22 protein-coding genes and 1 pseudogene are annotated in these 25,754 nt (G+C 40.0%); 11 read left to right on the top strand and 12 right to left on the bottom strand.

The window, feature by feature from the left end; translation table 11 throughout:
• Positions 1 to 72 precede the first annotated feature (72 nt).
• Positions 73 to 1,083: a glycosyltransferase family 9 protein gene (locus H5186_RS03120; protein WP_182718335.1), complete on the top strand. Its 1,011-nt coding sequence runs from the start codon at positions 73 to 75 to the stop codon at positions 1,081 to 1,083.
• On the opposite strand, the gene H5186_RS03115 is transcribed toward H5186_RS03120, so the two are convergent.
• The 5 genes from H5186_RS03115 to H5186_RS03095 form a co-directional block, all read right to left on the bottom strand.
• Positions 1,080 to 1,499 carry a group 1 truncated hemoglobin gene (locus tag H5186_RS03115; protein WP_182718336.1) on the bottom strand — a complete coding sequence of 140 codons (420 nt, stop codon included), beginning with the start codon at positions 1,497 to 1,499 and terminating at the stop codon, positions 1,080 to 1,082. The two genes, H5186_RS03120 and H5186_RS03115, sit on opposite strands and share 4 nt — an antisense overlap.
• Positions 1,499 to 2,332: a DUF3034 family protein gene (locus tag H5186_RS03110; protein ID WP_182794109.1), complete on the bottom strand. Its 834-nt coding sequence runs from the start codon at positions 2,330 to 2,332 to the stop codon at positions 1,499 to 1,501. Before H5186_RS03110 ends, H5186_RS03115 begins: the two co-directional genes overlap by 1 nt.
• Positions 2,319 to 4,631, bottom strand: coding sequence for an EAL domain-containing protein (locus H5186_RS03105; RefSeq protein ID WP_182767281.1), 2,313 nt, complete (start codon positions 4,629 to 4,631; stop codon positions 2,319 to 2,321). The genes H5186_RS03110 and H5186_RS03105 overlap by 14 nt, the downstream gene beginning before the upstream one ends.
• Positions 4,624 to 5,283 (bottom strand): methylamine utilization protein, encoded by a 660-nt coding sequence (locus tag H5186_RS03100; protein WP_182718339.1) that lies wholly within the window; start codon positions 5,281 to 5,283, stop codon positions 4,624 to 4,626. The genes H5186_RS03105 and H5186_RS03100 overlap by 8 nt, the downstream gene beginning before the upstream one ends.
• Before the next feature lie 163 nt (positions 5,284 to 5,446).
• Positions 5,447 to 6,553 (bottom strand): phosphoribosylaminoimidazolesuccinocarboxamide synthase, encoded by a 1,107-nt coding sequence (locus tag H5186_RS03095; protein ID WP_182718340.1) that lies wholly within the window; start codon positions 6,551 to 6,553, stop codon positions 5,447 to 5,449.
• A gap of 184 nt (positions 6,554 to 6,737) precedes the next feature.
• Between H5186_RS03095 and H5186_RS03090 the strand changes: the two genes are divergently transcribed.
• The 3 genes from H5186_RS03090 to H5186_RS03080 are packed head-to-tail and all read left to right on the top strand — an operon-like array spanning position 6,738 to position 9,185.
• Positions 6,738 to 7,427: an ABC transporter ATP-binding protein gene (locus H5186_RS03090; protein WP_149983162.1), complete on the top strand. Its 690-nt coding sequence runs from the start codon at positions 6,738 to 6,740 to the stop codon at positions 7,425 to 7,427.
• Positions 7,424 to 8,674, top strand: coding sequence for an FtsX-like permease family protein (locus H5186_RS03085; RefSeq protein WP_182718341.1), 1,251 nt, complete (start codon positions 7,424 to 7,426; stop codon positions 8,672 to 8,674). The genes H5186_RS03090 and H5186_RS03085 overlap by 4 nt, the downstream gene beginning before the upstream one ends.
• Before the next feature lie 10 nt (positions 8,675 to 8,684).
• Entirely contained in the window at positions 8,685 to 9,185 is a 501-nt protein-coding gene (locus H5186_RS03080; RefSeq protein ID WP_182731300.1) for a DUF3299 domain-containing protein, read from the top strand.
• Between the two features lie 72 nt (positions 9,186 to 9,257).
• Here the strand turns inward: H5186_RS03080 and mutM are convergent, their stop codons facing one another.
• Positions 9,258 to 10,067 carry a bifunctional DNA-formamidopyrimidine glycosylase/DNA-(apurinic or apyrimidinic site) lyase gene (mutM, locus tag H5186_RS03075; protein WP_145234708.1) on the bottom strand — a complete coding sequence of 270 codons (810 nt, stop codon included), beginning with the start codon at positions 10,065 to 10,067 and terminating at the stop codon, positions 9,258 to 9,260.
• Position 10,068: 1 nt separating this feature from the next.
• Positions 10,069 to 10,587, bottom strand: coding sequence for a hypothetical protein (locus tag H5186_RS03070; protein ID WP_145234706.1), 519 nt, complete (start codon positions 10,585 to 10,587; stop codon positions 10,069 to 10,071).
• Between the two features lie 172 nt (positions 10,588 to 10,759).
• On the opposite strand from H5186_RS03070, the gene H5186_RS03065 reads away from it, so the two are divergent.
• Positions 10,760 to 11,686: a manganese-dependent inorganic pyrophosphatase gene (locus H5186_RS03065; protein WP_182718343.1), complete on the top strand. Its 927-nt coding sequence runs from the start codon at positions 10,760 to 10,762 to the stop codon at positions 11,684 to 11,686.
• Positions 11,687 to 11,846: 160 nt separating this feature from the next.
• Positions 11,847 to 12,965, top strand: a pseudogene (locus tag H5186_RS03060) (GGDEF domain-containing protein).
• A 251-nt stretch (positions 12,966 to 13,216) separates the two neighbouring features.
• On the opposite strand, the gene rpmG reads toward H5186_RS03060, so the two are convergent.
• The 3 genes from rpmG to radC all read right to left on the bottom strand — a co-directional run bounded on the left by rpmG (position 13,217) and on the right by radC (position 14,572).
• A complete protein-coding gene (gene rpmG / locus H5186_RS03055) occupies positions 13,217 to 13,372 on the bottom strand; it encodes a 50S ribosomal protein L33 (RefSeq protein WP_004335545.1) in 156 nt (51 codons plus the stop codon).
• A gap of 11 nt (positions 13,373 to 13,383) precedes the next feature.
• Positions 13,384 to 13,620 (bottom strand): 50S ribosomal protein L28, encoded by a 237-nt coding sequence (rpmB, locus tag H5186_RS03050; protein WP_004335549.1) that lies wholly within the window; start codon positions 13,618 to 13,620, stop codon positions 13,384 to 13,386.
• 277 nt (positions 13,621 to 13,897) lie between these two features.
• Positions 13,898 to 14,572 (bottom strand): DNA repair protein RadC, encoded by a 675-nt coding sequence (radC, locus tag H5186_RS03045; RefSeq protein ID WP_169020545.1) that lies wholly within the window; start codon positions 14,570 to 14,572, stop codon positions 13,898 to 13,900.
• A gap of 153 nt (positions 14,573 to 14,725) precedes the next feature.
• Here radC and coaBC point away from each other — a divergent pair, with 153 nt between their 5' ends.
• The 3 genes from coaBC to H5186_RS03030 all read left to right on the top strand — a co-directional run bounded on the left by coaBC (position 14,726) and on the right by H5186_RS03030 (position 19,578).
• A complete protein-coding gene (gene coaBC / locus H5186_RS03040; protein ID WP_179959239.1) occupies positions 14,726 to 15,943 on the top strand; it encodes a bifunctional phosphopantothenoylcysteine decarboxylase/phosphopantothenate--cysteine ligase CoaBC in 1,218 nt (405 codons plus the stop codon).
• A gap of 115 nt (positions 15,944 to 16,058) precedes the next feature.
• On the top strand, positions 16,059 to 16,646 hold the full coding sequence (gene slmA / locus H5186_RS03035; RefSeq protein WP_182718344.1) for a nucleoid occlusion factor SlmA: 588 nt from the start codon (positions 16,059 to 16,061) through the stop codon (positions 16,644 to 16,646).
• Positions 16,647 to 16,803: 157 nt separating this feature from the next.
• Positions 16,804 to 19,578 (top strand): prolyl oligopeptidase family serine peptidase, encoded by a 2,775-nt coding sequence (locus H5186_RS03030; RefSeq protein WP_182794108.1) that lies wholly within the window; start codon positions 16,804 to 16,806, stop codon positions 19,576 to 19,578.
• Positions 19,579 to 19,645: 67 nt separating this feature from the next.
• On the opposite strand, the gene H5186_RS03025 is transcribed toward H5186_RS03030, so the two are convergent.
• Both H5186_RS03025 and H5186_RS03020 read right to left on the bottom strand, forming a co-directional pair.
• Entirely contained in the window at positions 19,646 to 21,820 is a 2,175-nt protein-coding gene (locus tag H5186_RS03025; RefSeq protein ID WP_145234682.1) for a YgiQ family radical SAM protein, read from the bottom strand.
• Positions 21,821 to 21,914: 94 nt separating this feature from the next.
• Complete coding sequence (locus tag H5186_RS03020; protein WP_182794107.1) at positions 21,915 to 24,110, bottom strand: EAL domain-containing protein; 2,196 nt, start codon at positions 24,108 to 24,110, stop codon at positions 21,915 to 21,917.
• A 268-nt stretch (positions 24,111 to 24,378) separates the two neighbouring features.
• Between H5186_RS03020 and H5186_RS03015 the strand changes: the two genes are divergently transcribed.
• Positions 24,379 to 24,882 (top strand): SRPBCC family protein, encoded by a 504-nt coding sequence (locus tag H5186_RS03015; RefSeq protein WP_246175639.1) that lies wholly within the window; start codon positions 24,379 to 24,381, stop codon positions 24,880 to 24,882.
• A complete protein-coding gene (locus H5186_RS03010) occupies positions 24,851 to 25,738 on the top strand; it encodes a TIGR03899 family protein (RefSeq protein WP_182740730.1) in 888 nt (295 codons plus the stop codon). The genes H5186_RS03015 and H5186_RS03010 overlap by 32 nt, the downstream gene beginning before the upstream one ends.
• Positions 25,739 to 25,754 lie beyond the last annotated feature (16 nt).

Below are 25,754 nucleotides of genomic sequence, written 5' to 3'. Positions count from 1 at the left end.
TATTGCAAACAATGTGATACAAAGATGATTTTAAAATATCTTAATATTGACAGTTCTAAAGGCTAAACTTAGATGAAAAAAAATAATCAACAAATAGTAAGCAGCCAAATAGCAGGCAATATTTTAGTAGTACTACCAAAATTTATTGGTGATGCAGTCAATTGCACACCGGCTTTACAACTACTTAAAGACCTTTATCCAACTAAAAGCATTATCTTATTTGTTAGACCTCACTTAGCTGAGATGTTTAAACGCGAGACTGACTACTGTGTTATCGTGGATGAACGCTTTGATAATAACAAACCCATCTCTATGTGGGCACAAGCAAAAATACTCAAAAATGCTAACATTGAGCTTGCAGTAATTATGCGCAACTCATTGTCTGAAGCAATACTTTGCTTTTTAGCAAGTATCAAATACCGAGTAGGTTATGCAAAAAATGGTCGCTCACCACTGTTAACACACAAACTGAAATTAGACGAAAATCACCACTATATATTTCGCTACTGCCGACTTGTGAATGAGCCACATGGTAATCCGTTTAGCTCTATACCAAAAACAGCAATCGTAAAAGAGCCGAGCCTGTTAATCCCTAAACAGAACAAAAAATCTATCGGGGTTTATTTTGGCGGAAAAAATAAAGGCTTGCGTCATTACCCTAATGAGCTTTCATTTGTTGCAATGGTTGATATAGCTAAAAATATTGACTGCACATTTTATATTTTTGGTGATAACGGTGAGCTTGAAGATACCCAACAATTACAGGAGCGGCTAAACCAGCAAAAAATTGACTCTGTCGTCCTTGCTGGGAAAACCTCGATTATTACTATGATAGACGCTATCGGTGAGCTTGATTTATTACTGACAATCGATTCTGGTCCCATGCATATTGCAGCTGCATTCAATATTCCTTTTGTTGCTGTTGTGGGCTTAGGAACTTCGCCATGGAGTGTTGTGGCACCCAAAGTAACTAATGCCATTACGTTAATTGCAAATGGCGATCAGCTACTTGAAAAAGATATTATTAACGAAATAAAGCCACATCACGTCAGTGAAGCTGCTTTAAAGTTACTGGATCACTAAATCTTAATAATTTCAGCTCTCAGTGGTGCCATTTTCGCGAGTATTTTATTTTGCACTGTATGACTAATATTTTGTTCATTCATGGCATTGATTAACAAATCAACCACATGATTAAAGTCAGCCTCCGTGATGTGCATGCCAGTATGAATATCAACCATACTATCACGCGTGTACTCACAGGGCCCATCAGTTAATACACACAAATGATTAATAAAGCCTTCGCGGAAATGGCTAATATTTGCATGCTCAAAGTAATGAATAATTTGTTCGTCATTACCGATTTGATTAATGAAACTATCAACCAGTCTTTGTAGCCCTGCTTTACCATCAAGTTGCTGATAAAACGTTAGATTTGAAGCCGATGAACAACCAGCTAAGCTGGCTATTAACACTATCGTTGTTAGTATTTTTTCCATTACCAATATCCTGTTACCGATAAGTACCAACCGGTTTGGTCTTTTGCTCCAGCAATACTACCTAAATCAAGGTATGCGGCAGTGACACTTACGTATTTATTTGGCATCCAAGCAACAAATACATCTTGCCAATCTTGCTCACCCAATCCGAGATTATTTGATTTTTGACGATACTCTATTCCAACAGCAACTTCTCGACTAAGAAAAATGGCAGTACTAGCTTCAAATAAGAGTTTTTCATTGCTATTCGCTCCACCGTATCCAAGTAAGCCAAGCTGATTTGCTTCACTATAACGCGTGGTAACATTCCAAAACCAGTTATAACCTGCAATGGCCCCTAAATGTAGCTTGCTTGCAGCAAGGTAGATATCAGTACCGGAGGTATCCTTAGCCCCTACTAATGTAGCGACTGCACCATCATCAAGTGATTTATGTTGTACTCCCAAGGTAACTTGAGGCCAGTCACTATAAATAATATCACCATAGAGCCTAATCTTAACACCGGTGATTTCTTGTTCTATCTCGGTATTTAGCGCCGGCACAGCAAAGTTTTGCTGTGCATAGCTAAGCTCAACGCGATTAAACAAGTTAACTTGGGCACCGCATACATCTAAGCTGTAATCGGTAACATCAGCCCGACTACAAAAGCCATTAATAGAAAACTCATCTTCGCTGGCATAACCCGCAAGCTGCGCCCAAGGCACGATACCACCACCACCACTACCTTCTACTTGCGATACTCCAGGCGTTGCTAGCAGCTTGCCTTTTGAGGCAAAGCTATTAAATGCAGATAATGCGATAACAGCTAAAAATAATAATTTAAGCTTTTTCATTATACTGCTCCAACCATTGCTCAAACGCATCGGCTTTGAGTGGACGACTTAGATAATACCCTTGCACATGATCACACTGCATTTTTTGTAACAGCTCTAGCGATCCTAATGTTTCAACCCCTTCGGCTACGACAGAGAAGCCAAGCTGATGACCTAAGGTAATTGTGGATTCAACAATAAACTGATCCTTTTCAGATTCATCAAGTTTAAGAATAAAACATTTATCTAATTTCAGCTCGTCAATAGGTAACATTTTCAAGCGCCCTAGCGATGTTTGCCCAACCCCATAATCATCAAGAGATATTTTGACACCGATCGCTTTAAGATTCTCCAGCGCGTGAATGCCCTTTTCTTCATTTTCAATCATATCGCGCTCTGTTAATTCAATCGTGATAAGCGCAGGTGCAACTGAAAACTGTTTTAAAGTACGAATTAAATTGGAGTGAAAGCCGGGATAAGCGATATCTTGGGCTGAAACATTAATTGCAGCTTGCATATAAATGCCTTGCTGTTGCCAAAGTCCGACCTGTGCTATTACTGTTTTTACCACCCAACCGGTAAGGTCAACAATCAATCCCGATTGCTCAGCTAGATCAATAAATAGCTCCGGCGATACCCAACTACCATCCTTGCGTTGCCAACGAATGAGCGATTCCACTTTATTGATTTGTTGTGTAGCGATATGTAGTTTAGGCTGATAGGTCATAAACAGTTGACCATCATCATCATGAATCGCTTGCTTGAGCTCATCGATCATGATGAGCCTTTCAAGATGTGCTTCATCTTCTCCGGGCAGGTAGTAATGAATATTTTCATGAGCACTGGCGGCACTATCCACAGCAATCAATACCCGACGCATTAAATCATCCGCTTGTAACCCTTGCGAAGGATACTCCACCACACCAGCACTAAAGCGTAAGTTGATTTTAAGCTTTTGAATAGTATAACCCGCTTGTAACTGCGCCATTAATCCGACTATACCACTTTTAAGATTACGCCCCGCACTACTAGGAAAAGCGGTTAAAAATTCATCCCCACCAATACGTGCATGTAAACCACCAAACTCATCTGAAAACTCAGCAATACGTAAAGCTACAGCTTTTAAGCAGTCATCGCCAATACGAGCTCCTAGCTTATCGTTAATATGCCTAAGGCCACGAATATCAATTGCCACTAAGGTATATTCTTGGTCTTGTTGAAGATTTTCGCTCAACACTTCCAGCATTGCAGAACGATTATAAAAACCAGTTAAAGAATCATGCTTTGCAGCAAAGCTAATTTGTTGTTCACGCTCTTTAATATCATTACCCATGTTTTTAAAAGCATCTATTAATGTAGCTATTTCATTGCTTTGCTTTTTGCTCATCGCGTCAACACTGTAGTTTCCTCGGGCAAACTGCCGCGCTAAAGTCACTAATTGTGATAATGGCATGGTTAAGTTTTTGGCCAATAAACTACTGGTAATAACACCGATAAAAATCGTTAAAGACGCAAGAATGACTAGCGTGTAAAACAATCGCTCAAATTCACTGTAACTCTGCGTTAGATCAGCACTCAGTAATACATTAACGGGATGATCGTCAAGGGAAGGTAGGTGTACATCGCGATTGCGATATACCAGTTGTTCACCAAAAATTCGTTGCGTGGTTGTTTTATGAAAATATTCAGTCGGAATAAACGGCGTCGGGCGCTCTAACAAAGAGCTTTTAACCAAATTATCGCTGTTAGCAATAAAGCTTACATCCATACCGGTTAAGTTTTTTAGCTCAACCGCAACCTCATCATCAATTTTAAAGCCGACTAAACTGTGCGCGATAGTACGTGGGGCTTTAATAGGTAATAAAATAACCTGATATAGCTCATTATTTAGCACAACAAAGCTAGATTGCTCGGTATTGTTGAGCAACTCACTCATTAACGCTTGTAAATTATTATCAAAGTCTTGTTGTCGATTAGTTGATACCAACTTACCTGATAAGTCCAATAACAACATTAAATCAGCATTAATTCGCTGACTATGATTATACAATACGCTACTAATCGTATTTGCATCCTTAGTGGCAACCGCTTGTTTAAAACCAAAATCAGCAGTCAATACTTTTGCAGCTGTGAGCAATAAACTTTCTTTCGACGCTAAGTACTGCTTATAGACATTTTCAGCCACATTAATATCTTGGGTGACCTTTTTTTCATTAAATTGACTAGTCGACCACCAGAAACTAAATAAGCTCATAACTGTAGTTAATAACACTAAGCCTACACATAAAATAGTTATGCGATTTTTTAAACTATTAGTCATTCCCACCCTTAAACTTACTACCAAAAGTATTACGTGGCTTAGGCTCAGTTGTTTGCAGTGTTACTTGTAAACTATGAGGCGAATTTACAGCTAACGTTAGCGACTGCTTTTCTTCAAGTGTGTTCTTTTGTAAAGAATGCCAAAGAGTTAGCTGTACTGGCAAAGTTAGGCCACTTAGTTGCACATTTCCACGCTCATCACTTTGATAAACATCAGCGCTTTTTGCAACATAAATATACCCTAGCATAGAGTCATGGATATTACAGCCAAGCACCACAACCCCTTGATTTTCAAATGTAATCGGATTTTCTGGTTGCCCTGAATATAACTTTAACTGAAATGGTTTAGCTTCAGAGAAAGAATACACGTGGTGGCGAATATTATCGCTATTAGGAAAGTTCACTTGCTGCCCTTGATGAGCAATCAAAAGTGTTGGTGAAAACTGCTTATCTACTTGATCCATTATCAGTACAGGTAACTGCTGCGATAATTTTTTATTGCTTTTGCTAGCAATTTCTACAACTGCATTGGTGAGAGGCTGCCCATATTGATCAACGATATTGAGCGTAACATCTTGTGCATAACCTTTACTTGCAAGCGCCATTGCGAAAAGAGTTATAACGCTTTTTGTTACCATTACTTGCAATCTCATTTGGTCATCCCCTGTTGTGCGAACACTAACATATGAGTATCTCTAATTAATCTTAGGTTAAGTTAATTAGAGACTGACTCCAAATGCAAGAATAAAAGCCCAGTTACACTAAATAATAGGAAAACTTAAGGCTTTTAAACAACAGCAAGCAAATAACTAGTGACTAAAGCTTGGAAATCAAGCCATATTGTTGATCCAAAATAGTTATAACCTCTGCGCGAGGATCTGTTGGAATAGCGATATCGTAGCCAACTATTTTACTGGCAATGCCAACATATGTTTCTGACACAGATAACATAACTGATTCAGGCAGTATGTAATCTTTAGCAAGTTGCTCTCGCTCAGGCATACGGTCTTTATTCAGTAACACATCGCTATCAGGTACATTACTAATTAATAATTGGCGGAACCCCTCTTTAGAGTTCTCAACAATTTTTCCATCACGATACGCAGCACCATCCCAAATGCGCGATGAATCAGGCGTACCGACTTCATCGATGTAGATAAGTTTATCTGTACCATCAATATCTTCTACATACCCAAACTCAAACTTTGTATCGACGAAGATTTGATCCAATTTAGCCAGCTCAGCGCTAATTAAGGTAAAACCTTCAACAAGAAGTTTTTCGTATTGCGTAACATCATCTTCAGACTTAAAGTTAAACACAGTTAAGTTATTAGTGATATTGTCACGAGTAATATTTACATCATCCACAGCAGGAATATCTGCAACGCCAGTAATAATACCTTTCGTTGATGGCGTAATTAACACATCATCTAACTGCTGATTAGCGGTTAAGCCTTCAGGTAATTCTAAACCACAAAAATTACGAACACCTTTGCTGTAATCACGCCACATGCTGCCAGTTATATATTGACGAGCAATTGCCTCTACTTTCACAGTACTGGCTTTACGAACAATCCATACATACGGATGTGGAATATCAACAATATGATTGCCCGCCAGACCTGCTTGATCAAATAGCTTAAACCAATGCGATGCAACAGTATTTAACGCAATACCTTTGCCTGGTACACCATTTAGGCCATTTTCACCTTGCCAAATACAATCAAAGGCAGAGATACGATCGGAAATTACCATAATAGCCAGCTCAGTACCTTTAGGTACTTGATAGCCTTTTTCGCTGATCAAACGTGCGCTGTCTTCGTCTGTTAACCAATAAACTGAACGTACTTTGCCACTGTGAACGGGGCCCTTAGTGCGTATTGGTAAGTCATCGTTTACGTCTAAAACTTTATAGCTAGTCATGCTATCTCCGAGTATATGGCACGCCCTGTAAGGGCGATTGTATGGGTATGGGGTTATAAGCCGCTAATAATAATCGAGACCGGGGGAAATCACAATTAAAGCACTATGTGATTTAACGCAGTTTAGTTGGTATTTTATTATACACGTTATAAGATAACATCAAAATCCAGTAGTAATTTACGTGATGATTAATATACAGCAGCTAAGTTTTAAATGGCAAAAACAACAAGTCAAACCCACTTTAGCAATTGCAACACTTAGCATTGCTAAAGGCGAACATGTGTTTTTACATGGCCCTAGCGGCTGTGGTAAATCCACTTTATTATCGTTACTTGCAGGCATTAACCGCCCTACATCAGGCCAACTGAGTATTTTAGGCTGTGAACTGGGTCAATTAAGTAAAAGTAAATGCGATAAGTTTCGCGCTGAGCATATTGGGTATATCTTTCAAAATTTTAATTTACTTCCTTACCTATCACCGATTGATAATGTCACATTAGGTTGCCAATTTTCAAAACCACGGCAAAAAAAAGCATTAATCAATAGTCCAACCCTTAATCAAGAGGCCTCAAGGCTATTAAATGCACTGGGCTTAGACGAGCAATTACATCAACAAAATGTCGCTAGTTTGAGTATTGGCCAGCAACAGCGAGTCGCGGCGGCGCGCGCCTTTATTGGCAGCCCAGAATTGATAATTGCCGATGAGCCAACGTCTGCTCTTGATGCAAACAATCGCCAGTCCTTTATCAACTTACTTTTTACACAAGCAAACGAAGCGAATAGCACCTTACTTTTTGTCAGCCATGATACAAGCTTACAACCGCTTTTTAATCGCAACATTGATTTACTGTCGCTACAGGAGCAAGGTAAATGATCCTCTTAAAACTTGCTATTAGTAGCTTATATAATCGCCGCGCCAGTGCATTCTTAACTCTGTTTACTATTGCTGTTAGTGTCATGTTATTGCTGAGTATTGAGCGAGTGCGGGTTGATGCCAAAAGTAGTTTTAGTAATACCATTTCTGGTACTGATCTAATTGTTGGCGCTCGTACCGGAGATATACAGCTGTTATTGTCTTCGGTTTTTCGCATTGGTCATGCTAATAATGGCGTTGGCTGGCAAAGCTACCAATATATAAAACAGCAACGCGGCGTCAACTGGACCATTCCGCTATCACTAGGGGACAGCCATAAAGGCCAAGCGGTACTGGGCACTTCTGCTGATTATTTTCAACATTATAAATTTGCTAAAAAGCAGCAGCTTAGTTTTAGCCAAGGCCGCGCCTTCGCCCATTTAAATGAAGTTGTACTGGGCGCGCAGGTAGCAGCAAAGCTAGGCTATTCGCTGGGTGATAGTATCGTTATTTCACACGGTATGGGTAATACCAGCTTTCATCATCATGATGATAATCCCTTCACTGTGGTGGGCATTTTAGATGCGACAGGCACGCCAGTTGATAAAACCCTACATATTCCATTAGCGGCTATTGAACTGATCCACAGCGGTAACCATACCAGCCATGAACATGAACATGAACATGAACAGCATGATGATCTAACAGGCGAACCTAAGCAAATCACCGCGTTTTTAGTGGGTTTTGATTCTCCGCTTTATACGTTACAAGTTAGGCGCAATATTAATCAGTACAAACCTGAAGCGTTGCTTGCCATCATGCCTGGTGTAACTTTGCGTGAGCTATGGGAAATGCTGACAATTGTTGAAAAAATCTTGTTGCTGTTTTCTATCGTAGTGGTACTCGTGAGCCTGCTAGGCATGCTAACGACCCTATTGGCCAGCCTTAACCAACGCCGCCGCGAATTGGCCATTTTACGCTCTGTCGGTGCGCGTCCTTGGCATTTATTCACATTGATCAGCATAGAATCACTACTGATAACCTTTTTAGGTTGCCTAGTAGGTTGTGGGTTATTTTATTTATTAATGTCTCTTGCCACAGGTTACTTGCAAAGTAATGCCGGCATCACAATCACCATTGCGATGCTATCGAGCTATGAACTGGTATTGATCGGCGCTATTATGGCGGCCGGCTTTATCGTTGGTTTGATACCAGCCACCCGCGCCTATTTTTACTCATTGTCTGATGGCATGAGCATTAAAATTTAAGAGGAATATCATGCAGTACTTTCAAAAGCTCAGTTTGCTTTGCTTAGTTATTTTTAGCTTTGGTTATAATTTTAGTAGTTATGCCAATGAACCAAAAGAAATTTTTTGGGAAGATTTAATTCCTAAGGGACATGTACAAATAGATACTCAAGATCAAGCTAGCCATGAAGGTACAGAGCAAAATTGGGTGCAACCTGATCTAGATGCACCAATTGTTAAGGAACTCAATGGCCAATCAGTCAGCTTACCTGGGTTTGTAGTACCTCTTGAAGGTGACAGCGAAATGATTACTGAGTTTTTATTAGTGCCTTACTTTGGTGCTTGCATCCACGTGCCACCACCACCACCGAATCAAATTGTTCATGTGACAATTAAAGGCGGCGTGCCAATTGAAAGTTTGTACGATGCCATAGTAGTTACCGGCGTCATCAGCACTGAAACCTGGAGTGGCGACATTGCACAAGTGGGCTATAAAATGACAGCCGTCGGCGTTGCACCGTTTGAGCTGTAACTCAGATACATACCTCAGGCGTGTTGTTCCCAGTGCTGCAAATAGCAGCTCTCAAGTGCAACATGCCTTAACTTATTTTTGGCATTGACTACAGTACACTGTACTACGTTGCCCTAAACGAATTTCTGTTAATGCTTTCTTACATACCATACATGGCTCACCTTTGCGGCCATAAACTAATAACTGTTGTGCAAAGTAACCTGGTTTACCATCACTTTGGGCAAAGTCTTTTAATGTCGTGCCACCTTGGGTGATAGCCGCAGCCAAAGTATCTTTAATAATAGGGATTAATTGCTGATAGCGCGCTTGTGATACTTTTCCTGCTTCACGTTTTGGATGAATACCGGCCTTAAAAAGAGACTCGTTAGCGTAAATATTACCCACACCAACCACCACAGCGTTATCCATAATAAATTGTTTGATTGGCACTTTCTTATTTCGTGACTGCTCATATACGCGCTTAGCAGTAAATTCATCAGTGAGTGGCTCAGGGCCCAGTTTGCTCAGTAAGCTATGGCATTCGCCGGGCGCTTGCCATAAACAACAACCAAATCGGCGTGGGTCATTTAGTCTAAGAGCTTTACCGTTGGCAAATATAAACTCGATATGATCATGCTTTTTTAATGGCTCATTTTGTTCAACAACTCGTAAATTACCCGACATACCTAAATGCAAAATAATGCTGCCCAGTTCACACTCAAGTAGCAAATACTTTGCCCTACGCTCAACAGCTAACACAGCTAAGTTAGCGATTTTGTACACATCATCAGGCACAGGCCAACGCATATTCGGATTATGAATATTCACCTTTGTAACTGTTTGCTGCAAAATATGTGGGGTGATCCCCATTCGGCTAACTTCAACCTCTGGTAATTCAGGCATACTATTTAGGCTCACTTTGTGAGAAATTAAAACTAGGGAATAAACGCTGCGCAGTTGCTTTATCAAGTGATAACACGCGCTGGTTGCTTTTATCTAATAAATAATAGCCTTGTGGTGCGCTATATAATTGATACAACCAAGGAAGTTGCTCGCCTGCCAACCATACGGTTGCTACAGTCAAAGCTGAGGTATTATGGAATGCTTGCTGATTATCAGCGACCGACAATTGCATGCTCTGCCATTCATTTACTAATGCCACAAGGTTTGCTGTTGTTGCTTGCCAAAAACTAGCAGGTGCATTATTGATTAATGCAGTGGCGCGCCAAGAAGTGCCTATGCGCTCTATTTTTTGATCGGGAAACTCTAGAGCTAAAATAAAGTTTTGCGCTGGCAATACACTTTGCACACTAGATTGTTCTGAACCACTGTTGAGTTTTGTATGTAATCCATTAAAAAAGAAAATCATCAACAGCATGGAAAAAATAACCACATTATTCCAGCCCCTGCGACCTAACTGCATTTGAGTTCTTCCTAAAAGATTCAATTAGTTAAAGTGTAACCAAAAACATATAAAAATGGCAGTTGAATTTTTTAACTACTGTTAAGACTGAATATTACAAAAAATCACCAACGCGAATGTGTCAAAGTTAAATTACTTTGCTAAAATACGGCAAAATTTAAGGAGTTCCGTCATGTCAATGTATGTAGTGGGTCATAAAATCCCAGATTCAGATTCTATTTGTGGTGCAATCGCACTCGCATATTTGAAAAACCAAATCGAAGAACCAGCAATTCCAACTCGTCTTGGTGAAATATCACCTGAAACGCAGTTTATTCTTGATAAATTCGGCTTTGAAGCACCAGAGCTAAAATTAAGTTATGCCGGTGAAGATGTTTACATCGTTGACCATACCGAAAAAACGCAAGCACCTGATGATATCGATCAAGCTCGCGTTGTTGGCGTTGTTGATCACCATAAACTAGGCGATTTAACCAGCTCTACACCTCTTGAATGCTGGATCCGCCCTGTTGGCTGCTCAAACACTATCATTAAAATGATGTATGACTTCTACAATGTTGAAATTCCAAAAGACATTGCAGGCATCATGATGTGTGCAATTTTAAGTGATACGGTTATTTTCAAATCACCAACCTGCACCACAGCTGATATTAAATGTGTTGAAGCGCTTGCTGAAATTGCCGGCATCGAAGACTTTAAAGAATTAGGCATGGATATGTTCCGTGTTAAGTCAGCGGTTGAGAATACTCCAGCGCGTGATTTAGTAATGCGTGATTTTAAAGACTTCAACATGAACGGTAAACTAGTTGGTATTGGTCAATTAGAAGTTATCGATCTAGCGGTATTTGATGATATTAAAGCAGACCTTGAAGCTGATATTGCTAAGCTTAAAGAAGAAGGTGGACGCCACTCGGTATTCTTATTACTTACCGACATCATGAAAGAAGGCTCACAAATGCTGATCGTATCTGACGATGCAACACTAGTTGAAACTGCTTATGGTGTAACGCCCAAAGACGGAAAAGCATGGCTAGACGGCGTACTGAGCCGTAAAAAGCAAGTAGTACCACCACTGCAAGATGCATTTGCAAAGCTTTAACGTGCTAGGTGCTAGGTGCTAGGTGCTAAAAATATTAACCTTGTGGGTTTTTCCTGCAAGGTTTTTTTATACCTAAAACTTATCAGTTAATATTTGTGCTACACAGGACTCTGCAAATAAGTAATACTTAACATCATAAATAATTAGGTAATATTCATTTATGTTAGGGTTTTGGTACAGTAAGTCTCCGCAATTTGCAAAGGATCACAAAGATTTTTGGCGAGCACGTTTAATCGCCCATTTTTTATTATTTTCAACAGCTTACTTTTTCATTTTAACAGTACTCAATGTTTTCTATTTCGAGCAATTAGACCTTGCCTTAATTGACTGTTTAGGACTTGTTATCTCATTAACTATTTATTTCTGGTTTTACAAATCTGGCAACGTTAATGTAACCGCATGGGCTGTTACATTAATGGCTAGCAGCTTAGCTATATTATTTATAATTTCGGTAGGCGGAAATCCATTCTCAATATTATGGGCTACGCTTATCCCCCCTATTGCATTTTTTTTAATAGGCAGAAAACGGGGAAGCATCATCAGCGCAATTGCATTCTCTATTTGTGCATACTTAATTTATACACAGCAACAACAAACAATAACCATAGGGTTAGGATCATTATTTAACACTATCGAAGTCAGTATCGCTCATATTCTAATTTTTAGATTTTACGAAAAAACACGTTCGTTAGCGTATCAAAACTTATCTAACCTTAATGACGAAATTAAAAAGTTAGCAGAAACAGACAAGTTGACTGAGTTATATAACAGACAAAAATTTGATGCAGAGTTATCGGCATTAATAACTAAAAGCGAGCACTCTCAAACATCTCATTGTTTACTTATGTGTGATATAGACTATTTCAAAAAAATTAATGATACCCACGGGCATTTAGTTGGCGATAAAGTACTAAAAGAGTTTGCCCATCTGTTGCAGCAAAAAATAGGTGAGTAAGCGTTAATCGCTCGTTGGGGTGGTGAAGAGTTTGTAATAATATTACTCAACACTGCTTTGTTGGATGCAGCAAAGCAAGCGAATGAATTAAGGAGTTTAATTAGCTCAAATACAGTTGCCAATATGCCTATCACTATCAGCCTTGGGGTAACCGCTATACAAAAGAGTAATGATAGCGTTTTAAAAGTATTAGAGCGAGCTGATAAGGCACTCTACTTTGCTAAACATCACGGCCGAAATTTAGTTTGCATCAACGATAACAACGCACATGTTACCTGTTATGACACATTTTTAAAATTAGTCGACGATGATATAAACGAATAATACCTATCGACTTAAATATTTAACTATTCTAGCGCGCTAAATAAAGCGCTAACTGCGTTAGTAATTTTTCATGTAGAACAACTACATGTCAAAATTTCTGCCTTGTTATCACTGTATTTTTCTGTCGCTATAAATGGTCAGTAACTTAAAACGATTGGTATAATCTGTGATTCGAGAACGGAAAAACTACGCATTTGAAAAACAAAAAACCCAGCCTAAGCTGGGTTTTTGATATTCATAGAAAACTAAAATTACTTGATTTTAGCTTCTTTGAAAAGAACATGTTTACGGATTTTTGGATCAAACTTTTTGATTTCCATTTTTTCCGGCATGTTACGCTTGTTCTTGTCGGTAGTGTAGAAAAAACCAGTACCAGCTGTAGAAACTAAACGGATCTTATCACGCATGACTCAGGTCCTTAAACTTTTACGCCGCGAGCACGGATTTCAGTAAGAACCGTGTCGATGCCTTTTTTATCGATAATACGCATACCTTTAGTAGTAGTGCGTAATGTTACAAAACGTTTTTCACTTTCAACCCAAAAACGGTGTGTTTGTAGGTTAGGTAGGAAACGACGTCTAGTCGCGTTTCTCGCGTGTGAACGGTGATTACCAACCGCAGGACGCTTACCTGTAACTTGACATACTTTAGACATGTCTATATATCTCCAATAACTTCGCTCGAGCTTAATTTGTCCCCTAGGCTATGTATTTTGTGCCCCAGGGATAAATCGAAGGGCGCTCTTTATACAGCTTATACAGGCAAAGATCAAGTGATTGATCTAATCCAACCAGCTCATGTGTAAATTTGATAGCGGCTAATTATAAAGATCGAATGCCCTTAGGGAAAGTAAAAACTGCATTTAAATTAAACTAATTTGCAAATAAGCACTAAACCGCTCATTTTTAACACGCTTAGTGATTTGAATACGCTTAAATCAAGCCTCGTTCTGCAAACGAAACACAATTATCTCCCCCAACAACGATGTGATCTAAAATATTTATATCGACTAATTGCAAAGCTTGCTGCAATTTAGTGGTAATTAATTTATCAGCTTGGCTTGGTTCAGCAATACCTGATGGATGATTATGAGCCAGAATAAGTGCCGCAGCGTTATTTTTTAAAGCCGCTTTGACGACTTCTCTTGGGTAAACAGATGCCGCATTAATAGTGCCATAAAAAAGTGTTTCTTCTTTAATTAAGCGATTCTGACTATCTAAATACAACACCATAAACACTTCTTGCTGCAAGCCTCGCAGCTCAATCGTTAAATAGTCATATACTGATTGCGGTGAATTAAATACTGCTTCGCGCTGGCATTGCTCCATCATATAACGACGACTCAACTCCAGTACTGCTTGAAGTTGCACAAATTTTGCTGTGCCCAGCCCTTTTTGTGCACAAAAATCATCGATTGATGCATTAAATAAGTTATGCAGTGTTTGATTTTGTGTCATTAAATGTTGTGCTAACTCAACTACATTCATGCCCGGCAAACCCGTTCGCAAAAATATCGCTAATAACTCGGCATCGCTTAACGACTTAGCCCCTTTCGCCAATAACTTTTCGCGTGGTCGCTGGCTACTTGGTAAAGAGGTGAGCTGCATTATTTCGTCCCTGAAAAATGATTTATAATTTAACTGTAATGCAAAAATAAAATTTCGCCTGTAAAACTGCGAATAAATTCCATATTAAAACTTCGTCCCCAAGGCAAAGATTTGCTATCGTTAGCGCATATCGACAAACAGTTTTATCAGAGTATGACAAAGTTAATGACCAATTTAGCGACAGAATTAGTAAATAAAAAAATTGTACTTGGTATCAGCGGTGGTATTGCCGCCTACAAATGCGCCGAACTTGTTAGACGTTTAAAAGATCATGGTTGTGATGTCAAAGTGGTGATGACTGAGTCAGCTAAGCACTTTATTACTCCGCTTACCATGCAGGCCGTAAGTGGTGAAATGGTCTCAGACTCTTTGCTCGATCCATCTGCTGAAGCCGCTATGGGCCATATTGAATTTGCTAAATGGGCTGATTTAATATTAGTCGCTCCTGCCACATCTAATATCATCGCAAAAATGGCAGTCGGCATTGCAGATGATTTACTCACCACTCTATTGCTGGCAACCCCCGCAAAAGTAGCAGTGGCGCCTGCAATGAATCAACAAATGTATGCCCACCCAGCAACTCAAGCTAACCTAGCAACTTTAAAACAGCGTGGCATTGCAATTTGGGGCCCAGGTAAGGGTGAACAAGCATGTGGTGATGTAGGTGCAGGGCGAATGCTTGAACCACATCAGTTAGTGGCACTATGCACGCAACCTTCGCAACCGCAACTACTAGCTGGTAAAACAATTACAATCACCGCAGGGCCAACTCGTGAGCCACTTGATCCGGTGCGTTTTATATCAAATCACAGCTCTGGGAAAATGGGCTTTGGGCTTGCACATGCGGCAGTTAGTTTAGGTGCAACGGTTAACCTGATTTCAGGTCCGGTAACAATTGCGCCACCACCAGGTGTAAACCTAATAAACATTGAGACCGCTGAGCAACTACTTGAACAATCACTTATTTTTGCTCCCAAATCGGATGCTTTTATTGGTTGCGCCGCGGTTGCCGATTATCGCGCCGCAGCGATAGCCGAGCAAAAAATGAAAAAACAAGGCGATGAACTGACTCTCACTTTAGTTAAAAATCCAGATGTAATTGCCGCAGTTGCTAGCCTTACAGAGGGTCGCCCATATACAGTTGGCTTTGCCGCAGAAACTCAAGATGTCGCAAGCTATGCGAAAGGCAAACTCAGCAATAAAAACCTCGATATGATCTGCGCTAACGATGTATCACAAACGGGCCTTGGTTTTAATTCAGATCATAATGCTTTAACACTGTTCTGGCATAATGAACAAAAAGAACTGCCCGTCGATACCAAAAGCGCATTAGCACTGAGTGTAATGAGTGAGCTTGCTAAACGATTGTAAAAAGGCTGGAAAGAAACTGAATAAAACATTAACATAGCCCTTATCGCTTGCTCAAAAAGTGAGTGATAAGTAGCCGCCAAAAGCTAAGTAAATAATTATAAAGAAAGGAATGTTCATGCCTGCGACAAAAAGAAGTAATCGCAAAGAGCAAATACTACAAGCACTCGCACAAATGTTAGAAACCAGCCTAGGTCAACGTATCACCACAGCAAAATTAGCTGCTGAGGTAGGCGTTTCTGAAGCTGCGCTTTATCGTCATTTCCCGAGTAAAGCACGGATGTTTGAAGGCTTAATAGAGTTTATTGAAGACACTTTGTTGTCGCGCATAAATCTCATTCTTGAAAACGAAAAAGAAACTCAAAGCCGTATCTATAATATTTTATTGCTACTACTGGCATTTGCTGAGAAAAATCCGGGGATCACTCGTATTTTGACCGGCGACGCCTTGCAAGGTGAACAAGAACGCTTGCGTGAGCGTGTACAAAGCTTGTTTGAAAAGCTTGAAACACAACTAAAACAAGTACTACGCGAGCGTAAACTTCGCGAAGGTAAAACCTTTCAAAGTGATGAGTTAACCATTGCCAACTTTTTACTTGCCTACATTGAAGGCAAGATGAACCAATTTGTCCGCAGTGACTTTAAAGCAAAACCTAGCGCGCAATTTGAAAAACAGTGGTTAGAATTACAAAAAATATGGCTTTAACTCCTAGCTCCTAAAATTATCAACCTTGTCGGTTTTCCTACAAGGTTTTTTTATAAATGTTACTTTCAACCTTTATTTTCGACCGCTTATCGTTTCTACTCGAATTGTTGAACAAACTCGTTATGATGATGCAGATGAAACAAAACGAGAAGTAACAATGAAAGCACAACTTTCCCTACTCAGCGTAGCACTGGTTGCAAGCCTTGGCAGTGCCATGGCATCCGCAAAAGAGCCGCTACAATTTAAAGATGTATTCGATTTCAAAGCAGCTAAAACAACGCAATTATCTGAAAATGGTGAAGTACTGAGCTTTAGTGCAACCCCATACCGTGGCGATGCAACAGGCCAAGTCTATACCTTAAACAATAATAAATTACTTGCAGAAATTGAGCGCGGCACTAAACCTCAGATCAACAAAGCAGCTAACTGGGTAGCATTCACCCAAGTCCCTACTTTGCTTGAAAAAGAAACCACAAAAAAGAAAGACACCTTAAAAAACAATCTAGTACTCGTTAATACAATAACGGGGGAACAACAAGTTTTTGAGAACGTAAAAGATTACCAGCTCTCTGATGATGGTAACTGGTTAGCTTATCGCTTTGATGAAAAAGCAGATAAAGACGCTGATAGTAAAGATATTGATGACACAAAAAACACCGCTAAAACCAGTGAAATCAAACCTGATAAAAAAGATAAAGCGTTTGAGCTCATTGTTGTAAATTTAAAAGACAAAACAACTCATACAGTAAATAGCGTATTTAGTTACGCAATCAATACATTTGGCAGCGAGCTTCTTGTCAGCCAAAGCTATCCTGACGGTAACGATAACCAAGTAGCATTAATTACATTAAACCAAACATTTGATACGAGTGTATTAATTGATGAACCAGGCGTTGTTGCAAACAAAATAGTGTGGCATCCAACTAAGAATATTGCCGCATTTACACTGGGTAATTATGTAAATGACGATATGCGCCGTCGCGATCATCAGCTAAAACTGTGGCAAAACGAACAGCTTACAAATATTGCTGCTCCTGAAAAAGATTGGACTATTGGTAAAACAGCAAAATTGAGCTGGTCTGAAGACGGTGAACGCTTGTACTTTGAAAATCACCCTAAGTTAGCGGCAAAAATTAAAGAAAAGAAATACACAGATCAAGCCTCGTTATTTGATTACGATACGATACGCGACCAAAAAGGCCTTAATGTTTGGCATAACAACGATGCCGAAATTAAACCCCGCGAAGAGCAACAATGGAAAGAAATCAATAAAAACCGCCATTATCAAGCCGTTTACCATCTTAATGGCAAACAAGTTGCGCAACTAAGTAACACTGACATGCCAGATGTGGCACTCAATACCAACAATCGCACTGCGTTACTTGGTTCTTCAAATTTACCTTATCTTAAACGTATTATGTATGGCGGTTTTTTTGCTGACTACTATGCAGTCAATGTGCAAAATGGTGAGCGTAAAGCAATTATCAGTGATTACCCGTTTAGGCCCAGCCTATCACCCAGTGGACAATTTGCTGCTTACTTTGAAAATAGCCAAGTGCAACTCAAAGACTTAGGTAACAATAAAGTCAGTACCTTAACAACAGCGATTAAAGCAACGTTCGCTGATGATCAGCACGATTACCCTTCAACTCAACCGGGTTATGGTTTTGCCGGTTGGTTAACTGATAGCAGCCAAGTGCTGGTATATAGCAAATACGATATCTGGGCATTTGACGTTAAAACCCTCAAAGCCACACGCCTTACACAAGGCAAAGAAAACAACACGCAATATCGAGTCATCAAACTTGATAAAGACCAAGTTGGCTTTAAAAAAGACGATACATTGTTGCTAAGTGCTACAAACTTACAGCAAAAGCAAACTGAAATAGCAAAACTCAATCTTGCTGATAACTCGATCAGCAAAGTATTAAGCGGTAAAAAACGTTTTGACGTGGTAAAAAAAGCTAAATATGCCGATAAATACCTATTCACTGAGCAAACTTATCAGCAGTTCCCTGATTTTTATCAAGCTGATTTTAGCTTTAAAAAGCCACAACGCGTTACTAACTTAAACCCACAAGTTAACGACTTTGCGTGGGGGCAAAAACCGGAGCTAATTAGCTATAAAGGCTTCGATGGCGAAGACTTGCAAGGCGTATTGATAAAGCCTGCAGGCTATAAAAAGGGCGATAAAGTGCCAGTGGTGGTGTACTTTTACCGTTATATGAGTCAACGCATGTTTGATTTCCCTAAAATGGAATTAAACCACCGTCCTAACTTCCCAATGTTTACCTCAAATGGCTATGCGATTTTCTTACCTGATATTCGCTTTGAAATTGGTCACCCAGGTAAATCATCAACGCAAACCATGATCAACGCCACCCAAAAGCTGATTGATTTAGGTATCGCTGACCCTGATAAAATTGGCTTACAAGGGCATTCATGGGCGGGCTATCAAAGTGCCTTTATGATCACCCAAACTGATATGTTCAAAGCGGTAGTATCGGGTGCGCCCGTGTCAAACATGACCAGCGCTTACAGCGGTATTCGCTTAAAATCTGGATTAGCGCGTCAGTTCCAATATGAAACTGGGCAAAGCCGTATCGGTAAAACCTTGTTTGAAGCGCCAGAGCTTTACATCGAAAACTCACCGGTATTCTTCGCTGATAAAGTAAATACACCAATCTTAATTATGTTTGGTGATAAAGATGATGCTGTACCATGGCACGAAGGCGTACAGTATTATTTAGCGCTGCGCCGTGCAGGCAAAGATGCGACGTTTTTGCAGTATGAAGGTGAACCACACCACTTAAAGAAATTCCCTAACCAAGTGGATTTTTCAATTCGGATGATGCAGTACTTTGATCACTACTTAAAAGGCAAGCCTGCCGCTAAGTGGATGACCGAAGGCGAAGCTTTCATTGAAGAATAAGCTGAAGAATAAGCAGCCATAAACTAAAACGCCCAGCAAATGCTGGGCGTTTTTTATTTACCTAAAACTACCTAGCCCGCTGACGATTACCGCCAACCTTAGGTTTGGTATTGGCTTTTTTAAACTGGCTAAATCCGGTGTGACGACTAAGCGCTGGACGCCCGCCTTTACCTGCTTTAAGCGATTTTTCGTCACGGGTTTCTTCTGGCACTAAGCAGTTTGGACCTTTACCAATCAACTTAGCTTTGCCCATACTACGCAGTGCTTCACGGATCATCGGCCAACCTGCTGGATCGTGATAACGCAATATCGCTTTATGTAAACGACGTTGACGCGCGCCTTTTGGTACCGGTACTTGCTCAGTATTATTTTTAATATTACGCAGCGAGTTCATCCCAGTGTGATAAATAGTGGTGGCATTAGCCATTGGTGACGGATAAAAATTTTGCACTTGATCTAGTTTAAAATCATTCGACTTTAACCACAACGCCATGTTCACCATGTCTTCGTCTTTAGTGCCAGGATGCGCAGAAATAAAATAAGGGATCAGGTACTGCTTTTTCCCTGCTTCTTTTGAATATTTATCAAAAAGCTCTTTAAACTGATCATATGCGCCCATGCCTGGTTTCATCATCTTAGATAATGGCCCGTCTTCGGTATGCTCAGGCGCAATTTTTAAATAACCACCAACATGATGGGTTACGAGTTCTTTGACGTAACGAGGGTCTTGCACAGCTAAATCGTAGCGAACACCAGAGGCTATTAGGATTTTTTTAATACCCTTAACTTCACGAGCCTTTTTATACAACTCGATAGTCGGTGTATGGTCGGTATCCATATGCTTACAAATATCAGGATATACACACGATAAACGTCGGCAGGTACTCTCAGCTTTTTTGCTCTTACAACGCAGTTTATACATGTTTGCAGTTGGCCCACCAAGGTCCGAAATAACCCCAGTAAACCCTGGTACTTTGTCACGAATTTGTTCGATTTCTTCAATAATCGATTCTTGTGAACGACTTTGAATTATCCGTCCTTCATGCTCAGTAATTGAACAGAAACTACAGCCACCAAAACAACCTCGCATAATATTAACTGAGGTTTTGATCATGTCGTAAGCGGGGATTTTTGCAGTACCATAACTTGGATGCGGAACTCGCTGATAAGGCAATCCAAACACCGCATCCATTTCATGTGTTTCAAGCGGATACGCAGGTGGGTTAACCCAAATAGAGCGATCGCCATGGCGTTGGAATAACGCTCGAGCACAACCTGGGTTCGTTTCTTGATGTAAAATACGTGATGCATGAGCGTACAGTGGTTTATTAACACTCACTTGCTCAAACGCAGGTAGCTTAACGTAGGTTTTTTCCCAAGGTTTAGGACGCGCTGGCTGAATGGTAATTGGTTTTGCCGCTTCAGCTTGTAAATCAATACCCGCTTTTTTAAATTCGCTTTTGCTACAACCCACATCATCCGCACCATATGGGTTTGGAATTGGGTCAATTTTACCAATTTTATCAATCGCGGTGGAATCACTACCACGCCAGCCCGGTAATGGCTCTTTACGAATAACCGCCGTACCACGGATATCTTGAATGGTATCCATCGTTTCGCCGGCGGCAATACGATGAGCAACTTCTATTAATGGTCGCTCAGCATTACCGTAAATAAGAATATCGGCTTTGGCATCAAATAAAATACTACGGCGAACTTTTTCTTGCCAGTAATCATAATGGGCAATTCGACGTAAGCTGGCTTCGATACCACCTATTACAATTGGCACACCTTTGTAGGCTTCGCGGCATCGTTGTGAGTAAATCATCACCGCACGATCAGGACGCTTGCCACCCACATTACCGGGCGTGTAGGCATCATCATGGCGCATACGCTTTTCAGCCGTATAGCGGTTGATCATCGAGTCCATGTTACCGGCAGTCACACCAAAAAATAAGTTAGGCTTACCAAGAGCCATAAAGGCATCTTTCGAATCCCATTCTGGCTGAGCGATAATACCGACCCTAAAACCTTGTGCTTCAAGTACACGACCAATTACCGCCATACCAAAGCTGGGGTGATCTACATAAGCATCACCACTGATAATGATGATATCGCAGCTATCCCAGCCAAGGGCATCCATCTCTTCGCGTGTAGTTGGTAAAAATGGTGCTGTGCCGTAACACTCAGCCCAATATTTAGGGTATGAGAATAACGCTCGCTTGGCTTTAAGTGCGCTCATATAAAGTAACCAATTGCTTTAAAAAAGGTCGCAGAGTATACCCGAATTAATCACCAAGCGATATTAGCTATTTACACTGGCATCAAACATAATATTATTTTTTACTTTCAATATATTGAATAAGCTCAACTTCAGGCATCGGTTTAGCGTACATAAAACCTTGCACTTCATCACAACCCAATTGCTTAAGAAAATCAGCTTGTGCTTGTGTTTCAACACCTTCTGCAATCGTTTTTAATCCGAGCTGCGCGCCAAGAGCTATAACCAGCTTGGCAATTGCGCCGCTGTCTTTTTCGGGTAAGTCTTTGACAAATGCACGATCTATTTTCAACCTATCCAACGGTAACTTTTGCAAATAACTCAGTGATGAAAAACCAGTACCAAAATCATCTATCGCCACTTCAATACCAAACTCTTTTAGATCTTGCAGTGTTTCAATCACCATCGAGAGATCATCCATCACCACACTTTCGGTAACTTCTAATTCAATATTTTTTGGGTTTACCTGATATTTTCGCAAAGTATCTTTGACTTGTTGTGCGTAGCCTTTTACCTTAAATTGCGGTACCGACACATTGACCGCAATACAAATTTCAACACCTTGAACCTCAAGACGTTTTTGCTGCTGACAAGCCTGCTCCAATACCCATTGACCAATCTCAACAATTAGCCCGGCATCTTCAGCAAGTGGTACAAAAATCGCAGGAGAAATATAGTTACCTTGTCCCGATGGCCAACGTAGTAATGCTTCACAGCCTTTTAATGACAAATCACTAAACGCCAATTGCGGTTGATACCATACTTCCAATTTATTATTTTCAAAGTCTTGGCGAAGCTGGCGAATAATCCCTAATCGCCAAGCCATTTGCTCTTCCATATCGGGTGTATAACAAACAGCATTCCCCTGATTACCTTTTTTAGCGTGATTGAGTGCAATATACGCAAGCTTAAGTGTTTCAATACCGGTGGTTTGAAAGTCCAGTTGCTCGCACAAACCAATTTTAAAATTAACCGGTAACAGATGCTCTGCTGCTGCAAACGGTAAGCTTAAATTTTCACTTAATTCGTTTAGATCAAATCCATCGCGCTCAATTAAAAAACCAAATACATCTGCACCAATCCGTGACAGTAATTTAGCGTTTGGGTATTCTTGTTTGAGTCGCTCAACGATTGATGTAAGTAAGTGATTACCCACTTCTTGACCCAGACCATTGTTGATGTCTGAAAAATGAGCGACATCAATTAGAATAAATAGATACTCGTTACTATTTAATCGATGATACTTTTCAATTTGTTCAATAAAATCAGTTCTATTGGCAAGACCTGTTAACACATCTTTGTAGGCTGCATCTCTGAGTTTATTAAAAAGTCTGACGTTATCTAAGCCTACACTGACGTTTGTTAAGAAAATTTCAGCAAATTGCAATTGTGTTAAGCTTGGTTGGCTAACGTACTCTAAGTAAATAGCAGCCTGACGATTTTTACTTTTCAATAAAAACGTAGTGTCGTGCTCAGTGTGCTGATGTTCGCCAAACTCAAAACAATTTTGCACTTGCAAAATAATCCGCCCATCATCAAGTTGTTCTACACCTTGGCCAATAAAAGCACTAAACTCAGCGCAACCACCCAACACTTGAACTTGATAACTATCATCCAGACTGCCACACACAACCCCCCTTGGCGCACAATCTAAAATTACCGAGAGCTGCTTAATCACCGCCATAGTAAATGCTTTAATGTCGGTAAAACCTAAAATTGCCTTTGAGGCTAACAGAATATTATTTAACGCTTTGCTTTGATATTCAAGTTGGCAAACTTGTTCGTATGAGCGAATAGCTGTAACTAACGAGGTAACTAGCTTACTGCGGGTAAGTTCGGTTTTAGTTTTATAATCATTGATATCATATTCTCGGATCACCTGTTCTTCAGGCGCATATCCAGGCTGACCCGTTCGTAAGATAATTCGTACGTTATGATTTTTCAGCGTATCACGTACCTCTTTAACTACTTTTAAACCCGCATCATCGGATTCCATGACTACATCTAACAGTAATACCGACACATTATTAGTATTAGCTAACACTTCAACTGCTTCAGCGCCAGAATAAGCATGATGAAAACGCAGTGCTCTTCCCCAAAACTCGACGCCTGAGAGTGCTAGTTCTGTTACAGTGTGAATTTCAGGATCGTCATCAACAATCAGAACATCCCAGTAATCTTTGGGCACAACCTCTTCATGAGGCTCATCTTCATGGTTAAAAAACAAAAAATCATTGTGTTCTGACGTCATTCCAAATCCTTTAAATTCAAATATTACGCGCCATCATTTAATATTGAGACAATTCAGTTATTGACTAATAAGTTATCACTATTTAACTTATGATACAGTATTAATGTCGATGATTAATGAATATTGATTTACAGATTATAGTCGATATTCAGCAGCTTGCTGTGCGACAGTGGAATTTATAATTTAAGGAACAGCCATTAATATTTTACCCAGAATTACTAAATTTATTTTTCTGATTACTTTAATTCTTTTGGTAATTGGGCTGCTATTGCCACAGCAATACCAAGTACAAAAGAGCATTGAAATTCATGCTCCGCAAACAGATATCACCCCGTTACTTAGTGATTTTACCAAGTGGTCTAGCTGGTCACCTTGGCAAAAAGTAGATCCGAGTATTGTTTTCACGCTTGGAGAGCCGAGCTCTGGCGTTGGTGCTCATCAATTTTGGCAAAGTAGCTGGGGATTTGGTGAAATGACGATTACCAATATAAGCAGCACTAAAATCAATTTTAATATTCTCTTTAATGAAGAGCATATTGTTACAGGTGTGGTCTCTTTTTCACCACTAGCTAATGGTAATCAAGTGACATGCTCACTAGATGGCGAAGTTACTACTTCAATTTTAGGTGGTTACTTGGCGCTATTTAGCCAATATATTTTGGCAAATACGGTGAAACTTGGACTTAATAATTTAAAAACTACTGCACAGCTGCAAATAGCCCCACACAGCGAGAAGATCGATGACGATTCAAACAGCCCAAGCAAAAATTAACCTTGCTCATATAATTGAAACTAAGCTAGGTTACTCGATGAGTAAAACCAGTTCGACTCGCCTTACCAGTACCAGTGATGATAGTTATGGCCCACAAGGGCAAAGTAAACTGCCCTATCAAGTCAATAGTGATAACTCAACACTCAATAGAGCCCAACATCGCCAACAATTGCTCCTTATCAAACAACAACACAATATTGAAGCGATTATGGCCATGGCAATGGATTTTTGCCCTGACGTAACTAGTAAAGGGCAACCTGACAGTGATTGGGTCGAACGCTTTATTGCACTATGTGAAGATACTTCAAACGAATCAATGCAAAAGCTGTGGGCAAAAATTTTAGCGGGAGAAACGGTATCACCGGGAACATTTTCAATTAAAAGCTTACAAACACTTAAGCAAATGACCCAGCGCGAAGCGGATGCACTACAAAAATGTACCGCGATTTGTGGCTATAATGAAAAAGATAATAGCCATTTAATTTTATTAGGCTTTTATAAAAAACCTTCGCTATTTGATTTGCTACGCAAAGGCAATAAAGTGTCGTTTAACTTAGGTAAAGCTGGGATCAGCTTTCCTGATGTATTAACTTTGATGGATATCGGCCTAATCTACCGTAAAGAAATTGAATCCGCAGCACTTAAGGCGGGCCAAGAAATGAATCTGACATTTTTAACCCAACGGGTTGCACTCAAACCAAAAAATAACGATTTAGTGCTCAGTTACTATAAATTTACGCAAACGGGTGATGAACTTAGAAAATTGATTAACACGCCAGTTAATAAGGCCTATAAGCACTTGTTAAACAGTGCACTTGAAGAAGAGTTTGAAGTAGCGTGGCACGCAATTAAATAACGGTACCACGCCAAAG

It is taken from the genome of Pseudoalteromonas sp. SG41-2 (genome assembly GCF_014164535.1).
GTDB classification, from domain to species: domain Bacteria; phylum Pseudomonadota; class Gammaproteobacteria; order Enterobacterales; family Alteromonadaceae; genus Pseudoalteromonas; species Pseudoalteromonas rhizosphaerae.
This window is presented reverse-complemented; position numbering and strand designations above follow the sequence as displayed.

What these genes read in the sequence shown, in the direction of transcription:
- rpmB (WP_004335549.1), bottom strand. Translation starts at nt 13,620, where the DNA reads ATGTCTAAAGTATGTCAAGTTACAGGTAAGCGTCCTGCGGTTGGTAAT.
- H5186_RS03080 (WP_182731300.1), top strand. Translation starts at nt 8,685, where the DNA reads ATGCAGTACTTTCAAAAGCTCAGTTTGCTTTGCTTAGTTATTTTTAGC.
- coaBC (WP_179959239.1), top strand. Translation starts at nt 14,726, where the DNA reads ATGACAAAGTTAATGACCAATTTAGCGACAGAATTAGTAAATAAAAAA.
- radC (WP_169020545.1), bottom strand. Translation starts at nt 14,572, where the DNA reads ATGCAGCTCACCTCTTTACCAAGTAGCCAGCGACCACGCGAAAAGTTA.
- H5186_RS03100 (WP_182718339.1), bottom strand. Translation starts at nt 5,283, where the DNA reads ATGAGATTGCAAGTAATGGTAACAAAAAGCGTTATAACTCTTTTCGCA.
- H5186_RS03105 (WP_182767281.1), bottom strand. Translation starts at nt 4,631, where the DNA reads ATGACTAATAGTTTAAAAAATCGCATAACTATTTTATGTGTAGGCTTA.
- H5186_RS03120 (WP_182718335.1), top strand. Translation starts at nt 73, where the DNA reads ATGAAAAAAAATAATCAACAAATAGTAAGCAGCCAAATAGCAGGCAAT.
- H5186_RS03065 (WP_182718343.1), top strand. Translation starts at nt 10,760, where the DNA reads ATGTCAATGTATGTAGTGGGTCATAAAATCCCAGATTCAGATTCTATT.
- H5186_RS03025 (WP_145234682.1), bottom strand. Translation starts at nt 21,820, where the DNA reads ATGAGCGCACTTAAAGCCAAGCGAGCGTTATTCTCATACCCTAAATAT.
- mutM (WP_145234708.1), bottom strand. Translation starts at nt 10,067, where the DNA reads ATGCCTGAATTACCAGAGGTTGAAGTTAGCCGAATGGGGATCACCCCA.
- H5186_RS03090 (WP_149983162.1), top strand. Translation starts at nt 6,738, where the DNA reads ATGATTAATATACAGCAGCTAAGTTTTAAATGGCAAAAACAACAAGTC.
- rpmG (WP_004335545.1), bottom strand. Translation starts at nt 13,372, where the DNA reads ATGCGTGATAAGATCCGTTTAGTTTCTACAGCTGGTACTGGTTTTTTC.
- H5186_RS03085 (WP_182718341.1), top strand. Translation starts at nt 7,424, where the DNA reads ATGATCCTCTTAAAACTTGCTATTAGTAGCTTATATAATCGCCGCGCC.
- H5186_RS03070 (WP_145234706.1), bottom strand. Translation starts at nt 10,587, where the DNA reads ATGCAGTTAGGTCGCAGGGGCTGGAATAATGTGGTTATTTTTTCCATG.
- H5186_RS03030 (WP_182794108.1), top strand. Translation starts at nt 16,804, where the DNA reads ATGAAAGCACAACTTTCCCTACTCAGCGTAGCACTGGTTGCAAGCCTT.
- H5186_RS03020 (WP_182794107.1), bottom strand. Translation starts at nt 24,110, where the DNA reads ATGACGTCAGAACACAATGATTTTTTGTTTTTTAACCATGAAGATGAG.
- H5186_RS03115 (WP_182718336.1), bottom strand. Translation starts at nt 1,499, where the DNA reads ATGGAAAAAATACTAACAACGATAGTGTTAATAGCCAGCTTAGCTGGT.
- H5186_RS03110 (WP_182794109.1), bottom strand. Translation starts at nt 2,332, where the DNA reads ATGAAAAAGCTTAAATTATTATTTTTAGCTGTTATCGCATTATCTGCA.
- H5186_RS03010 (WP_182740730.1), top strand. Translation starts at nt 24,851, where the DNA reads ATGACGATTCAAACAGCCCAAGCAAAAATTAACCTTGCTCATATAATT.
- slmA (WP_182718344.1), top strand. Translation starts at nt 16,059, where the DNA reads ATGCCTGCGACAAAAAGAAGTAATCGCAAAGAGCAAATACTACAAGCA.
- H5186_RS03095 (WP_182718340.1), bottom strand. Translation starts at nt 6,553, where the DNA reads ATGACTAGCTATAAAGTTTTAGACGTAAACGATGACTTACCAATACGC.